11 protein-coding genes, 1 other RNA gene and 1 pseudogene are annotated in these 15,342 nt (G+C 33.0%); 11 read left to right on the forward strand and 2 right to left on the reverse strand.

Annotated features, from left to right (window positions below):
• Nucleotides 1–238: 238 nt before the first annotated feature.
• The 9 genes from Q0838_RS12630 to Q0838_RS12670 all read left to right on the forward strand — a co-directional run bounded on the left by Q0838_RS12630 (nucleotide 239) and on the right by Q0838_RS12670 (nucleotide 8,394).
• Complete coding sequence (locus Q0838_RS12630; protein ID WP_298955757.1) at nucleotides 239–796, forward strand: transposase; 558 nt, start codon at nucleotides 239–241, stop codon at nucleotides 794–796.
• 372 nt (nucleotides 797–1,168) lie between these two features.
• Nucleotides 1,169–1,531: a hypothetical protein gene (locus Q0838_RS12635; protein ID WP_298955759.1), complete on the forward strand. Its 363-nt coding sequence runs from the start codon at nucleotides 1,169–1,171 to the stop codon at nucleotides 1,529–1,531.
• Between the two features lie 168 nt (nucleotides 1,532–1,699).
• On the forward strand, nucleotides 1,700–2,257 hold the full coding sequence (locus Q0838_RS12640) for a transposase (RefSeq protein WP_298955761.1): 558 nt from the start codon (nucleotides 1,700–1,702) through the stop codon (nucleotides 2,255–2,257).
• A 321-nt stretch (nucleotides 2,258–2,578) separates the two neighbouring features.
• The gene (locus Q0838_RS12645) at nucleotides 2,579–3,019 is read left to right on the forward strand and encodes a hypothetical protein (protein ID WP_298955763.1); all 441 of its coding nucleotides are present in this window, start codon (nucleotides 2,579–2,581) and stop codon (nucleotides 3,017–3,019) included.
• Nucleotides 3,020–3,673: 654 nt separating this feature from the next.
• Nucleotides 3,674–4,318, forward strand: a complete 645-nt coding sequence (gene pdxH, locus Q0838_RS12650) for a pyridoxamine 5'-phosphate oxidase (protein ID WP_298955765.1) — start codon at nucleotides 3,674–3,676, stop codon at nucleotides 4,316–4,318.
• Nucleotides 4,318–4,803, forward strand: coding sequence for a histidine phosphatase family protein (locus Q0838_RS12655; RefSeq protein ID WP_298955767.1), 486 nt, complete (start codon nucleotides 4,318–4,320; stop codon nucleotides 4,801–4,803). Before pdxH ends, Q0838_RS12655 begins: the two co-directional genes overlap by 1 nt.
• The gene (gene ppk1, locus Q0838_RS12660) at nucleotides 4,800–6,848 is read left to right on the forward strand and encodes a polyphosphate kinase 1 (protein WP_298955769.1); all 2,049 of its coding nucleotides are present in this window, start codon (nucleotides 4,800–4,802) and stop codon (nucleotides 6,846–6,848) included. Before Q0838_RS12655 ends, ppk1 begins: the two co-directional genes overlap by 4 nt.
• A complete protein-coding gene (locus tag Q0838_RS12665) occupies nucleotides 6,848–7,744 on the forward strand; it encodes an exopolyphosphatase (RefSeq protein ID WP_298955771.1) in 897 nt (298 codons plus the stop codon). Before ppk1 ends, Q0838_RS12665 begins: the two co-directional genes overlap by 1 nt.
• A gap of 74 nt (nucleotides 7,745–7,818) precedes the next feature.
• Nucleotides 7,819–8,394 carry a porin family protein gene (locus Q0838_RS12670; protein WP_298955773.1) on the forward strand — a complete coding sequence of 192 codons (576 nt, stop codon included), beginning with the start codon at nucleotides 7,819–7,821 and terminating at the stop codon, nucleotides 8,392–8,394.
• A gap of 69 nt (nucleotides 8,395–8,463) precedes the next feature.
• On the opposite strand, the pseudogene Q0838_RS12675 reads toward Q0838_RS12670, so the two are convergent.
• Nucleotides 8,464–10,298, reverse strand: a pseudogene (locus Q0838_RS12675) (DNA polymerase III subunit gamma/tau).
• A 92-nt stretch (nucleotides 10,299–10,390) separates the two neighbouring features.
• Between Q0838_RS12675 and rnpB the strand changes: the two are divergent.
• Both rnpB and Q0838_RS12685 read left to right on the forward strand, forming a co-directional pair.
• An RNA gene (gene rnpB, locus Q0838_RS12680) (RNase P RNA component class A) lies at nucleotides 10,391–10,718 on the forward strand.
• Nucleotides 10,719–11,166: 448 nt separating this feature from the next.
• Nucleotides 11,167–11,808 carry an SDR family oxidoreductase gene (locus Q0838_RS12685; protein ID WP_298955775.1) on the forward strand — a complete coding sequence of 214 codons (642 nt, stop codon included), beginning with the start codon at nucleotides 11,167–11,169 and terminating at the stop codon, nucleotides 11,806–11,808.
• Nucleotides 11,809–12,864: 1,056 nt separating this feature from the next.
• Here Q0838_RS12685 and Q0838_RS12690 read toward each other — a convergent pair.
• On the reverse strand, nucleotides 12,865–14,316 hold the full coding sequence (locus tag Q0838_RS12690; protein ID WP_298955777.1) for a glyceraldehyde-3-phosphate dehydrogenase: 1,452 nt from the start codon (nucleotides 14,314–14,316) through the stop codon (nucleotides 12,865–12,867).
• Nucleotides 14,317–15,342: the final 1,026 nt, after the last annotated feature.

A 15,342-nucleotide genomic window follows, 5' to 3' on the forward strand; every position in this document is an offset into this window, starting at 1 on the left:
ACGGAGAAGAAAATTATACCACTGAAATGATTGTATTATAAATGAAAAGTAATTATTCAATATTTAGAAGTTTTCCCCTGCTGGCGCGAGTTTATAAAGCCGCTAGTGCTAGTTTGCAACTAGTACCGAGCATGAGTAAAATAATAAGATTAATAAAGTTTGTACAACACGTATGGACTTTATTATTTTACAAAATTAACTTTTAATAAATTATTTAAACTTTCCGTACATTTAGTTGATGAGTAGAAAGTATAAATTCCATAATAAAAGTGGTGTTTACTTTGTAAGTTTTTCAACAGTTAACTGGTTAGATGTCTTTACGAGACATGTTTATTTTAATGAGTTAGCCAGTAGTATAGAATATTGTAGAAAGCATAAATCAATGGAATTATATGCTTACTGTTTCATGTCTAGTCATGTGCATTTAATATTTAGATCATCTATTGATCAACCATCAGAATTACTGAGAGATTTTAAGAAATATACTGCAAAGAAAGTGTTGCAAGCAATTAAAGAAAATCCACAAGAAAGCAGAAAAGAATGGTTATTATGGATGTTTGAAAGAGCAGGTAAGAAAAGTGCTAATACCTCTCAATATCAATTCTGGCAACACCACAATCAACCTATTGAGTTATGGAGCCCTAGCGTAATCAAGCAAAAAATAAATTATATTCATAATAACCCTGTAGAAACAGGTTTTGTGATAGATCCTGTAGACTGGAAATACTCCAGCGCTAGGAATTTCCAAGATGATCACACTGTTTTACAAATTGATGATATAGGTTTTATGGAATAAGAATTAACTGTTTTGTATTTAACTTGTGTATAATTTAAGTTATCATTAACTTCGTAGTGTACTTAACTATAGATACAAAAAAAGCCGTTACATCGCTGTAAAGGCTTCTTTACATTATTTAAAATTATTCTTGCTTACTCATCTCGGTACTAGTTGCAAACTAGCACTAGCCACCGTGGATACTTGCGCCAGCAGGGGAACAGAAAAGGAAAGTCTAATCAAATTTTAAACAAGATTAAACCTAATGCTAATGGAAAAGAAGTAATATTGTTCGCTCCAGCAGTAAAGACTCATGCATTAAAGCAACTTACCAAAGATGGTATAAAGGTTTTTAAAAATGCAGATGATCTTGTCAAATATATTAATAACTAAATGGATATTATCGTTATAACTGAAAATTTTGATTTGGAATTATTTGCTAATCTCAAAGAGGATATAATAATTGTCGACCAAACTCAAAATTTTATATATGCTACACAGTTTTCTATAAATGAATTTGAAAATAATGAAATTAAAGTCATTAGTAGAGAATTTGAAATTCCTAAATGCTTTCTTGTAGATACTAATAGTTTTGAAATCTCAAAAAAGTTAGTTAGCTCGATCCCATCAGATATTAAAGTTATATTACATAACGATAACGAACATTTTTTTTCTAAATCCAAGTTCTTAAAAATCAAAAAATTTGAATCTTTTTTAAACCCTTTTGAAAACGGATTTATATCGCCTTCAACTTAGAAGCCCCCTGCTGGCGCGAGTTTATAAAGCCGCTAGTGCTAGTTTGTAACTAGTACCGAGCATGAGTAAAATAATAAGAACAATAAAGTTTATATAACACGTATGGACTTTATTGTTTTACAAAATTAACTCTTAATAAATTATTTAAACTTTCCGTACATTTAGTTGATGAGTAGAAAGTATAAATTCCATAATAAAAGTGGTGCTTACTTTGTAAGTTTTGCAACAGTTAACTGGTTAGATGTCTTTACGAGACATGTTTATTTTAATGAGTTAGCCAGTAGTATAGAATATTGTAGAAAGCATAAATCAATGGAATTATATGCTTACTGTTTCATGCCTAGTCATGTGCATTTAATATTTAGATCATCTATAGATCAACCATCAGAATTACTGAGAGATTTCAAGAAATATACTGCAAAGAAAGTGTTGCAAGCAATTAAAGAAAATCCACAAGAAAGCAGAAAAGAATGGTTATTATGGATGTTTGAAAGAGCAGGTAAGAAAAGTGCTAATACCTCTCAATATCAATTTTGGCAACACCACAATCAACCTATTGAATTACGGAGCCCTAGCGTAATCAAGCAAAAAGTAAATTATATTCATAATAACCCTGTAGAAACAGGTTTTGTGATAGATCCTGTAGACTGGAAATACTCCAGCGCTAGGAATTTCCAAAATGATCACACTGTTTTACAAATTGATGATATAGGTTTTATGGAATAAGAATTAACTGTTTTGTAGTTAACTTGTGTATAATTTAAGTTATCATTAACTTCGTAGTGTACTTAACTATAGATACAAAAAAAGCCGTTACATCGCTGTAAAGGCTTCTTTACATTCTTTAAAATTATTCTTGCTTACTCATCTCGGTACTAGTTGCAAACTAGCACTAGCCGCCGTGGATACTTGCGCCAGCAGGGGTTTAGCTTCGGTAATTTATACTCGCGCCAGCAGGGGAGTTTAATCGAAACGAAACGAAAAACCCAAATTATAATGCAGAGGCAGCCAACAATACTCACATTCCAAATGTAAATACTTTTTATAATGCACCTAAAAAATAAAACAAATCAGGATTTAATTGAATACTTAAACGATCTTATTGAAGATAGTTATGTATTTATTTCACCTGAAAAATTATTAACGGAGAAAATAGTTAATGAGTTAATTAATCGAATAATATTAAATGTAGAAAGTAATTCGATAACTCAATTTGAATTATTAGAGTGTTTGTATAACTGGTCTTGGTTTCCATGCGAGGAAAACATATATTCAAATTTGATTGAAAGTATTAACAATAGAAAAATAACTCACCCTTCAAATCTAATTGTAAGTCTTAAAATTTTTGGTAACAGCGGCTTGTGTCGTTATGTTAGTTTTTTCAAAGAATTTACATATCATGAGAATATAGAAGTTAAAAAAACAGCTTTGAATATATTGCATTCTTTAGAAAGTAACTGCCAAGATTCTGTTAGTGAAAATAGCTAATCCACTGCTAAACAATACACATGGAAGTGGTGCAAATCGCAGAAGCCACGACAAAGGTGTTCCAATGTTGGAACCCACGTCGCGCGCGTTTGTAACGCGTTCGTTTTAGTCTAGCATTTGCAATGAGAATGAATAATATAGAGAAGCCTTTACAGCGATGTAGGGGCTTTTTTTATGCGATAGATTTAAGTCTTACGTTTTTTATCAGTGCATCGAGCGTGTAGAGAATATGCTTTTTATCTTCCTCATCCATTTTTTGAACCTCTAGGACACGATTTAAGAGCGTTCTATCCACTTCTGCTCCTGCTGGCGCGAGTCTATAAAGCCGCTTGTGCTAGTTTTTAACTAGTACCGAGCATGAGTAAGAAAGAATTTTTTTTAAAAAAAATATATAGAAGTTTTTAAAGGGATGAAGCTGATTTAACACCACAATAATAATACTTTTTGAGTTTATAATTGCCCAAGATGTTTTTTAACAATGAAAATGAGTCACCATAAAGAATGGTTATACTTTTGAAAACAAATAACTGTTGCAAAAAACAAGCGTATTTCAATCATGAGTTGAACACAGCAATAAAAATTAAACCATATTTAATAATTGTTTCCTGCGACAAAAGTTCCAATTAACGTAAATTGCATAAAACAATAAATTACATGCAAAGAGACCTTCAAAACCTCCGTAAATCATACGACAAAGATGCTTTGCTAGAAACTATACTGCCCGCCAGCCCTTATGAATTATTTGACTCTTGGTTTCTAGATGCAAAGGATTCTATTCAAGTAGATGAAGCAAACGCGATGAGTCTTTGTACGTTAGGTACAGATGGATTTCCTAAATCTCGTGTGGTACTACTTAAAGAAATAGTAGATAAAAAGTTTCTTTTTTATTCTAACTATTCATCAGAAAAGGGAATGGCTATCGAGGCTTATAATAAAATTAGTTTGCATTTTTTCTGGCCATCATTAGAAAGGCAAATTATAATAAAAGCAAACGTAACAAAGGTTTCTAGAGAAAAGTCGTTATCCTATTTTAGATCTAGACCCAGAGGAAGTCAGATAGGAGCGTGGGCTAGTAATCAAAGTAATCCCATTTTATCTAGAGAAGAGTTAGAAGAACAATTACGTCATTTTGAACAAAAATTTGATGGTATCGATATTCCATTACCAGAATTTTGGGGTGGTTATTCTTGTGACGCGTTAACGTTTGAGTTTTGGCAAGGAAGACCTAATAGACTTCATGATCGTATTTTATACAATAAAATAGAAGAGAAATGGTCATTTAAAAGATTACAGCCTTAATGAAAAAACTAATCGTAATACGTCATGGAAAGTCCACCTGGGAGCAGCAGGTGAGAGATCACGACAGGGTACTCACTCAACGAGGTATAGAAGATGCGCATCTTATAGGCAACGCTTTGAAAGCAGCTCAAATTACTCCAGACGCAGTGTGGACTAGCACAGCAGCTAGAGCTATGCAAACGGCTACCTTAGTTACGGAGTATATAGATTATCCATTAAGCACTCTCAAACTCAAACGAGATTTATATACCTTTAATGCACAAGAACTGTTAGAAGTAATAAGTACCTGTGATAATAGTGTAGAGACATTAATTATATTTAGTCATAATAATGGAATAACAGATTTAGTAAATTTACTAGGTACCAGCATATTTGATAACGTTCCTACCGCAGGAGTGGTAGCAATAGATTTTGAGACGAACACCTGGAAATCATTAGAAAATGGAATGACTAAGTTTCACATATTTCCCAAATTAATAAGATGAACCAATACTATAATAGAGAGTTAAGCTGGTTGCGATTTAATGCTAGAGTTTTACAAGAGGCGAGCGATAAAAAAGTGCCGCTTATCGAGCGTTTGCGATTCTTAGGTATATTTTCAAATAATCTAGATGAATTTTTTAAGGTGCGCTATGCGACCATACAGCGCATTCAAAGAGCAGGAAAAAACGCAAAAAAATCACTAGGTGGTATAACCGCCGAAGAGTTGCTACAGAAAATTAACGAAATGGTTATTGTGGACCAGGCCCGTAGTTTTAATGTTCTTGCAAAGCTAGAAGAAGAATTAAAACAAGAGAGTATTATCATAGTAAATGAAACCCAGGTGCTTCCCCAGCACGAGAGTTTTATTAGGAATTATTTTAATGATAAAATTAGTCCTGCGATAAGTACTATAATGATTACCGATCATGTAGATTTCCCACATTTGAGAGATGGTTTCGGTTACCTAGCTGTGCGCATGGTAATGACAGATAAAAGTATAAGGTATGCATTAATAGAAAAACCCAAATACCTCAATAGATTTGTTGTTTTACCGCAAATAGAAGGAGATGATAAGCAATACATTATATTGATAGATGACTTGATAAGACATCGCATGCATTATATTTTTAATATTTTTGACTATAGAGAGATAGAAGCTCACATGATTAAGGTAACTCTAGATGCAGAGTTAGACATGGAGTTAGACCTTAAAAAAAGTCTCTTAGAAAAAATACGTCGCAGTGTGCACGATCGTAAAGATGGAGACCCTGTGCGCTTTGTGTATGATAGAAATATACATGAAGAGACATTGACCCTAATAAAAGATAAACTACAAATAGATAACAACGACAGCATCATCCCAGGAGGACGTTATCACAATAGAAGAGATTATCTTAAATTCCCTAGTCTAGGAAGAACAGATTTACTCTATGAGAAATTACCAGCCTTACCTATTAAAGACGTTAAAATACGCGGTTCTTTATTAGAAAGAATTGCTCAAAAAGATATTCTACAATACACCCCATATCATACGTTTGCAAATACAACTAAATTTTTAAGAGAAGCAGCTCTAGACCCTAAGGTTAGAACCATAAAGATAACCATTTATAGACTAGCTGAAGTTTCTCAAATCGCAGGATCACTTATTAACGCTGTTAAAAATGGTAAGAAAGTAACAGTTTCTATAGAACTACAAGCAAGGTTTGACGAGCAGGCAAATATTAATTATGCAGAGTTAATGCAGGAAGAAGGCGTGCGTATGATATTCGGCGTTCCTGGTTTAAAAGTACACTGTAAAGCCTGCTGTATAACACGAGAAGAAGACGGTAAAATTGCTAGATATGGATTCATATCTACAGGTAATTTTAATGAATCTACAGCAGGAATTTATACCGATTATACTTTATTTACAGCAAATCGTAAGATTTTAAAAGAAGTTGAGCGCGTCTTTGATTTCTTTGAAGTGAATTATAAGCAACATAGATATAAACATCTACTTGTATCTCCTAATTATCTTAGAAATGGAATAGAACGATTAGTACGTCGTGAGATCGCTTTCGCGAAAGCGGGAAAAACAGCAAAAATACGTGCCAAGGTAAATTCTTTCTCTGATTTAAAAATGATAGACCTTTTCTACGAGGCCTCTAATGCAGGCGTGAAAATAGAATTGATCATACGTGGTATATGTTGTTTAATACCAGGTGTTAAAGGTATGAGCGAGAATATAGAAGTTATAAGTGTGGTAGATAGATTTTTAGAACACCCACGTGTTTATAGGTTCTATAATCAAGGGGAGAACGATCTATATATCTCTAGTGCAGATTTAATGGCACGTAACCTAGACAGTAGAGTAGAGATAGCATGTCCTATTTATGACAAAGACATTAAAAAAGAGATTATAGAAACCATGGATATATGCTGGAGCGATAATGTAAAAGCGAGAGAAATTTGCGCTCACCAGCTCAATAATTACGTGACTAATAATAAAAAGCCAGTAAGATCGCAATACGATACATATCAATATTATAAAAATCAAATTACAGATTAATGGAGTTTGAAATTAAAAAATATGGAGCTATAGATATAGGTTCTAATGCAATAAGATTATTAATAGCTACTGTAACTCTCTATAATAACGAGCCGCCTGTATTCAAGAAAACGAGTCTCGTTAGAGTGCCTATAAGATTAGGGCAGGATGTTTTTGTAGACGGAAATATATCTCAAGAGAACATCGATAGAATGGTTGATTCTATGAAGTCTTATCAATTATTAATGGGTGTACACAACGTAAAAGTATATAAAGCATATGCAACTAGTGCCATGAGAGAAGCGCAAAATGGTGCAGATGTCGTACAAAAAATTAAAGAAGAATCTGGTATTAATATAGAAATTATCGATGGCTCACATGAGGCTGCAATTATAGCCATGACAGATTTACATGCTGTTATAGATCAAGAAAAAGTATATTTATACGTAGATGTGGGTGGTGGTAGTACAGAGTTTACTCTATTTGCTTATGGAAAAGAGATCGTCTCAAGATCATTTAAAATAGGTACGGTAAGATTACTCAATGATATGGTTAGTAAATCTTTGTGGGACGAGGCAGAAAGCTGGGTAAAAAATATAACTAATGCATATGGTTATGTTGACCTTATAGGTTCTGGTGGGAATATAAATAATATATTTAAAAGTAGTGGTAAAGGGACAGGCAAGCCTATTTCTTACTTTTACCTTGTTAATTACTATGAGCAACTGCAAAATTATAATTATGAAGAACGAGTTTATCATCTCAATTTAAATCATGATAGGGCCGATGTGATCATACCTGCCTGTCGCATTTATCTACGTGCGATGAAATGGAGTAAAGCAAAGAATATTTACGTTCCTAAAATAGGATTAACAGATGGTATTATCAAATCGATTTTTAATGCAGATAATCGATAAATTTAATCCTTTACAAGTTTAATTCACTACAATTTATCATAGATAGTTTAACTTTGACAGTAAATATTTAAAAGATGAAAAAATTATTACTTTTAGTTAGCATCATTTTTTGTGGCGCTACCTCGGTTGCCCAAGAGGATGGAGACGTTTCTTATGGATTCCGTTTAGGAGCAAATTATTCCACTCTTTCAGGAGATAATGATAGATGGGATGATGTGAATAGTAGGATAGGTATTCATGCAAGTTTTTTTGGACAAGTACCTTTAAGTGATAGTTTTTCTTTACAGCCAGAATTAGGGGTGTCTGCTTTAGGAATAAATGAAAATGAAGTAAGACTAGAAAATGGAGATAACGTGCAGTTAAAAACAAACTGGCTGCAAGTATCTGTTCTTGCTAGATTAGATTTAGGACGTCGTTTATTTGTTTTACTAGGGCCACAGGCAGGTGTTAATGTTACTGAGAGAGATAATAACGATTATTATAATTATGATTTTGCCGCTGTAGGTGGTTTAGGATATAAAATGGACGAAAACTGGGCGGTAGATCTACGTTATGGTTATGGTCTTTCAAATATATTTGATAGAGAGTTTGCAGACTTAGAAGATGCAAATAATAGATGGTTTCAAATAGGTGTTTCTTATAAATTATAAGCTGTTTTTCAACTCATAAAAAAGCCTCTTAAGAAATTAAGAGGCTTTTTTGTACGTATCATTTTGATTTTAAAAATCTAAATCAAATGTTTTTCTTAATAAATCTACTGCTGGGTTTTTCTCTACCAGTTTTGAAAATTTATCCTGATCGGTATAGACGTATTTTTTAGTAACACTTTTATCAACAGCTACTTTAAAATCTATAAGATAATTATTAAGTTCTCGTTTTAAATACTCTAATATCTGACCTTGTGATTTTTCAAGATCTTCTTTCATAGACTGATTAGGAAACTTTAGTTTTATGGTAGTGCCTTCTAGAATAGGCCTGTCTGCATTAATTATACTGGCTAGAATAAGCTGACCTCTTTCTGTTAAATGCTCCACATACTTTATCCATACTGCTGTTAATTGCTCTTGTGAAAAATCTTCTTCAGGTAGTTCATCATAAACCTCTTGTTTACCTTGAATGTTTGCAATGTGAGCCTTTTTTGCTTCTATTCCTTGTAGAGATAAACCGCTTACCTTTTTCTTGCTCTTTGCAAACAAAGCTTTTCTTGCTTCTTCTAGTGATCCAGACACAGCAGGAGATGGAGCGCTAGTAATGGTCGTGCTAGTTGTTTTTTCTACTAGAGGTCTATTAGCAACTGCGTTTTGCAAAGTAGTAGGTATCGTCTCTTTATGATTTACTGATAGTTCAGTAGATGATGAATTAGGAGAGATTACCTCTGGTGTGTTACCACTCTCCTTGCTAGATACAGTTTTTACTGTATTAGTATGTTGGACAGCAGTGTCACTAAATTGTGTTGCAGAAATGATGTAGTTTACATCATTTTTTTTTTTGCTTCATCAGAAGTGATGGAGGCAAGCTGCATGAGAGTTAATTCAACTAAAAGACGCTGGTTGCGACTGGCTCGGTAATTAAAATCGGCCTGGTTTGTAATTTCAATTGCCTTTCTTAGAAAATTAAGATCAACGTTTCTAGATTGTTCTAAATATTTATTTTTTGTTTGATCTCCTACTTCTAGTAGGTTAATAGTGCGCTCATCTTTACAGACCATTAAGTCTCTAAAATGAGAGGCTAGACCACTTAGAAAATGCTGCCCATCAAAACCTTTGCTCATGATAACGTCATAATCAACTAGCAATTGAGGTATGTTATTTTCTAGTAACAGGGTAGTTACTTTAAAATAGGTCTCTCTATCTAGTACATTTAGATTTTCTGTAACTGCCTTAACGGTAAGTTGTTTTCCAGAAAAACTAACTACACGATCAAATATTGAAAGAGAATCTCTCAGTGCTCCATCTGCTTTTTGAGCTATAATTTGTAGAGCATCTTCCTCGGCGGTGATGCCTTCTTTGATAGATATGCGCTTTAAATGTTCACGCATAGCGCTTACAGTAATTCGCTTAAAATCAAAAATTTGACATCTAGATAAAATCGTAGGTATGATTTTATGTTTTTCGGTAGTTGCTAGAATAAATATAGCGTGTGCTGGTGGTTCTTCTAGTGTTTTAAGAAATGCATTAAAAGCTGCATTTGATAACATATGCACCTCATCAATAATGTAAATTTTATATTTACCTACTTGTGGTGGTATGCGTACTTGATCTACTATACTTCTTATCTGGTCTACACCATTATTAGAAGCAGCATCTAGTTCAAATATATTAAAGGCAAAATCTTCATCAGGATCATATTCTCCACTTTCATGGTTGATCTTTTTTGCTAGAATACGTGCGCAGGTGGTTTTACCTACACCTCTAGGACCAGTGAATAATAAGGCTTGTGCTAAGTGATTGCTTTTAATTGCATTCTCTAGCGTCTGTGTAATAGCGCCTTGACCTACGACATCTTCAAATGTTTCTGGGCGGTATTTTCTAGCTGATACTATAAATGGTTCCATAATTCAAAGATACTTTGCTATGATCTTATAGACTTCCTTTCTAAGGCTATAATTTCTGTGAATTATCAACAATTATTAACTAATTTTGCAGCATAGTAGGTCGCCTTATCGATCTTGTGTAAACAAGGTAGGAAAGTCCGGACACCGTAGGATAACATAGCGGCTAACGGCCGTCGTTTTGTTTTCATTATTATGTAAACAAGATAGGACTAGTGCAACAGAAAGTATGTACAGGTAATGCTGTAGTGAAACCAGGTAAACTCTATGTGGTGAAATGTCGTGTAAATCAGAGCTGGAGCGCTATCCGCGCGATTCTGAAGGGTAGGCAGTTTGAGATAACGAGTAATTGTTATTCTAGATAAATGATAAGGTATTCAAGTAATTGAAGAACAGAATCCGGCTTATAGACCTGCTATTTTTTAATTTTACAATTGTATAATCTTATTGTTTTAATAATATTATGTACTCTATCCATAGTAAAGTTATCTTTATTAAAATCCTCTTCTAGAAATAGTAGTATTACATATTATATACATGCTCTCTATTTTGAAATGGCAACATAAAAAAATGAAGTACTTTTATTTCTCAAATTAGTCTCTAATAGAAGCAAATCATTTATGGTGGACTTTTTACCCAAAAATTATGTCACGTAAAGATTCTCCTATTCCATTTACTACAGTTATATTTTTTTTAAAAGGAATAAGGAAATGCACATGCTTGAAAATCTCCATATATTGAATTCTTAAAAAAAGTAAATAAGTTAAATCAAGCTTAATAAAAGAATAATGCTGCGTTAATAAGCGCCTAAAATGAGGTTAAAGCTTGTTTAATAGATTTTTAATGCAGCCTTTGCAAGTATCTTTAGAATATGGAAAAAGTATTAATAGCAGGTGCAACAGGTACCACAGGAAAACAAGTAGTAAATCTTTTAAAAGAATCTCAATATTTTGAGCCGATAGCCATGATACGCAAAGAGGAGCAGAAGGCACAATTTGACGATCAAAACGTAAAATGGGTTATGGGAGATCTATCTGAAGATATTTCACATGCATTTGAGAATGTTGATAAGGTAATTTTTGCAGCAGGTTCTGGTGGTAAAAAAGTAGTCGAGATAGATCAAGAAGGAGCAAAGAAAGCAGTAGATGCCGCCCTAACTAATAGTATCAAAAAATTTGTGATGTTAAGTTCTATGGGTGCAGATAATCCAGAAGAGGCAGATCAATTACAGGAATATTTAAAAGCAAAACATAACGCCGATGTATATTTAAAAAATAGCGGTCTTAATTATGCAATAGTAAGACCTGGTTCTTTAATCAATGATAATGCCTCTAATCATATTGAACTCTCGCATAAACTTAATAAACAAGGTGAAATCTCTAGAGCAGATGTAGCACAAACATTAACTAGAGCGTTGCACGATGATACAGCAAATAAAGAAACATTTGAAATTATTAAGGGAGATACTTTAATAAGTAAAGCACTTGACACCATGAGTACTACGACAGTATAAGGTAAAAGTTAGATACAAATGTGTGACTAGTCCTAAAAAAAACCATTTCAATCGAGATGGTTTTTTTTTTTGGTGTTTTTTAGCATAAAGCTCGAGGAAAATCGCAATTTACCACATTCATCCTATCATGACATCGCATACGGGCGCATAAGAAATAAAGCCTAATTCTTAAACAATTTTTATAGATGTACAATCGCTGACTTTTATAATCATATTTACCCAGTCATTTTTCAAGAATATTTTGCTGTTCTTTTGTACAATCAGGAAAAATGGTTTTGGGTAATTTTGTACGACATGATTAGGTTTTAGGTTTCATCTCATGCGATAGCAAGTCGTATTTTACACATCTAAATATAGTATCGGTGGCCATTAGAATGTTTTAAAACGGATTAAGTTTCTATGCTTTTTATCAATAGGTGATGCAATCCACTTGCTAAAACTGTAGAGCCTTGATAAAATTCATAAAACTTATAATTTAAGTAACTATAAACATTTTTTGTATAGCTTTTCTACTGTTGCAAGCATAATGTACGTATTAGTTTTACTAGGTGTAAAAAATATGTACATGAACCGCACCTTGTAAACGTTTATATCTATAAAGATGGTCTCAGTAGAATTAAGAACCTGTGCAATAGATCAAATATAAGTGGCTACGCTATATACTATCTATTTTTATGAGATCTTTTAAAATGTAGAATTTATTAAATCTATCTGTATCTTGATTTACATATTTTATCTCATACACCGTTGATAAGTACGAGAATACGCAAACACGCGTTTTTTTGTAAAAAGCTCTAATTGTAGACTTATTTATAAATGTGTCTAGTATTCAAATATTCTCATCAATGAGTGGTTGTTTTTTTAAAATAGCGACTATTTAATTATATAATAGAAAATCCTATTGAATTAAAAATGACTTTATAATATTGTGGTGATGAAATGTTCTCGCTTTCGCGAAAGCGGAACACTTATCCAAATAAAATCTAACTAAAAAGCCATCTCTTGTTAAGATGGCTTTTACGTTTCAGCAAATTTAAAAACAACTTATAAAAAAATCTAGTAATATGTAAAACGTCTTACTTTTGCGATGTATTTAGCCAGTCTTATTACCTGGTGGCTATATCCATATTCATTATCGTACCACACATATACGACTGCGTTTTTTCCATCTGGTCCAACTATAGTAGCGTTAGAATCATAGATAGAAGGAGCGTTAGAACCTATAATATCGCTAGAGACAAGTTCATTATCAATAGAATACTTAATTTGTTCTACTAGATCACCTTCTAGAGCATATTTCTTAATGGTAGCATTAAGTGCATCCTTAGATGTGGCAGTTTCTAATTCTAGATTAAGAATCGCAAGAGATCCATTAGGTACAGGAACACGTATCGCGTTAGAAGTGAGTTTACCGTCAAAAGAAGGTAAGGCCTTACTTACCGCTTTTCCAGCACCAGTTTCTGTAATAACCATATTAAGTGCAGCAGCGCGTCCACGACGGTACTTACTATGCATGTTATCAACTAGATTCTGATCGTTAGTATAAGCATGTATGGTTTCTAGATGTCCTTTTACAACACCAAAACTATCTTCTATCGCTTTTAATACCGGTGTTATAGCATTAGTCGTACAACTAGCAGCCGAGAATATATCTACCTGGTCAGGATCATTCTCCAGTTGGTTAACTCCATGTACTATATTAGGAATACCTTTTCCTGGTGCGGTAAGTAGTACTTTATGTGCGCCTTTTGCTTCTAGGTGGCGGGCTAGTGCCACGTCGTCTCTAAAAGCACCAGTATTATCTATAATAAGAGCATCGTTAATACCGTATGCTGTATAATCTATATCCTCTGGCGCGTTTGCGCTTATCACTTTTACAGTTGTCCCGTTAACGATAAGAGATTCTTGTTCTACGTTATAGCTTACCGTACCAGAAAAATCTCCATGTACACTATCTTGTGCTAGTAAAGAAGCACGTTTTTCTAGAACAGATTCTGTTATAGCACCACGAGTTACTATGGCGCGCAGTCTTAACTGGCTGCCTTTTCCAGCCTTGCTCATTAATTCTCTAGCTAGTAAACGTCCTATTCTACCAAAACCATAAAGAACCACATCCTTAGGAATTATTCCTTCTGTTTTTTTTGCGTCACCCAGTTTGCTCATCACAAAAGCCATGGCATCCTGCATCTCATTTTCTTCTAGATGGTACTCATAAGTTAGTTTTCCTATGTCTAATTTAGAAGGTGGTAAGTCTAGAGATAATATAGCTTGTGCGATCTCAACACTATCAAAAACAGAAATAGGTTTTTGTACAAATTCGCCAGCATATTCATGTAAGTTGATGATCTCGCTTACGTTTCTATCAATAAGCTGATTTCTAAATAGTACCAATTCTATAGAACGGTCATACCATAGGTCGCTCACGACTTTAATAAATGCAACAGCTGCACGTCGCCTGTCCGTTTGAAAAGCGAGCTCTTTTTCATAAGTATCTACATGGTTACTCATAAATGTGGGTTTAGTGTGTTTAATTTTTTGCAAAAGTAATAATACTATAACGTTATAGTAGAATTTATCTCGACTTATTTCTGTGTTTTGTTTATTTTAATTGAGAATAGACTTACTCAAACGATAAAATTATTCATAACTATATAACTTTCAATGTATTAATTGAAATATAAAAATTTTATAGGTACGCTGAAAAAATGTAAATAGTCTCTATCTCGTTTCATTAGATAAAAATAGAAAGCTATTCTATTCTAGGTCGCTTTATATCTCCATATTTACAATTGACACTACCTTATGCGCTGTAATCGTTAGGTGGGGTTGATTTTAATTTGTTCAAATATTGATTCTGTTTTAATTTTTTTATCTCAGTGCTTAATATGAGCGGTATCTATATTTTAGGAAGTGGATATAATTTTTATCCTAACTCAAATCAAGTCTTTATTATGTTTGATTAATTAGTGCTAGGTAATTCTGGGTATGATTACAATTCTTTATGAATTTCATGCTCTATCACTCATGCGTTACTATTTTATCAACGTGTTTAATGATGTTGTATTGATCTTTATAAAAAGATTGTAAGATATTAAAATTCAGATTATTGATAGTTTTTTTTGATAAACACTTATTTTAAGGAATTATTACTGTATTTCAAATAGGGTAGATGATTTAATTGAATTGCCAGTGTGCTTTTATTAGTACAAAGTGTACGTACCCTATTTTTTTGCTGTGGTTTACATTTTACCAATATGGACAATTTAGTATTCAAAAGATACGGCAGTAGAGCAAGTTATCTTATATTTTAAAAGTGTTCACCTAGTAGCTTCATTAAAGGGAATTCTTTTAACGATGACGGTATGTATCTTTCAAGACTTTGGTTTAAAATAAATATGGTAAAAACAGTATGGATTAATGCCAGAGCTTTTAATCTTATGTGACATGGTATATGTTTATTAAAGTAATTATCTGTGATTACATACGTATTAGTTTAATTAAAATCTAGTTATCAAAATTGATAGAATGAACTTT

This window comes from uncultured Nonlabens sp. (genome assembly GCF_947495285.1).
Taxonomy (GTDB): domain Bacteria; phylum Bacteroidota; class Bacteroidia; order Flavobacteriales; family Flavobacteriaceae; genus Nonlabens.

Bases quoted from the DNA above. Each gene is read 5' to 3' on its own strand.
- pdxH (WP_298955765.1), top strand. From the start codon at position 3,674: ATGCAAAGAGACCTTCAAAACCTCCGTAAATCATACGACAAAGATGCT.
- Q0838_RS12645 (WP_298955763.1), top strand. From the start codon at position 2,579: ATGCACCTAAAAAATAAAACAAATCAGGATTTAATTGAATACTTAAAC.
- Q0838_RS12685 (WP_298955775.1), top strand. From the start codon at position 11,167: ATGGAAAAAGTATTAATAGCAGGTGCAACAGGTACCACAGGAAAACAA.
- Q0838_RS12670 (WP_298955773.1), top strand. From the start codon at position 7,819: ATGAAAAAATTATTACTTTTAGTTAGCATCATTTTTTGTGGCGCTACC.
- Q0838_RS12665 (WP_298955771.1), top strand. From the start codon at position 6,848: ATGGAGTTTGAAATTAAAAAATATGGAGCTATAGATATAGGTTCTAAT.
- Q0838_RS12655 (WP_298955767.1), top strand. From the start codon at position 4,318: ATGAAAAAACTAATCGTAATACGTCATGGAAAGTCCACCTGGGAGCAG.
- Q0838_RS12635 (WP_298955759.1), top strand. From the start codon at position 1,169: ATGGATATTATCGTTATAACTGAAAATTTTGATTTGGAATTATTTGCT.
- Q0838_RS12640 (WP_298955761.1), top strand. From the start codon at position 1,700: ATGAGTAGAAAGTATAAATTCCATAATAAAAGTGGTGCTTACTTTGTA.
- Q0838_RS12690 (WP_298955777.1), bottom strand. From the start codon at position 14,316: ATGAGTAACCATGTAGATACTTATGAAAAAGAGCTCGCTTTTCAAACG.
- Q0838_RS12630 (WP_298955757.1), top strand. From the start codon at position 239: ATGAGTAGAAAGTATAAATTCCATAATAAAAGTGGTGTTTACTTTGTA.
- ppk1 (WP_298955769.1), top strand. From the start codon at position 4,800: ATGAACCAATACTATAATAGAGAGTTAAGCTGGTTGCGATTTAATGCT.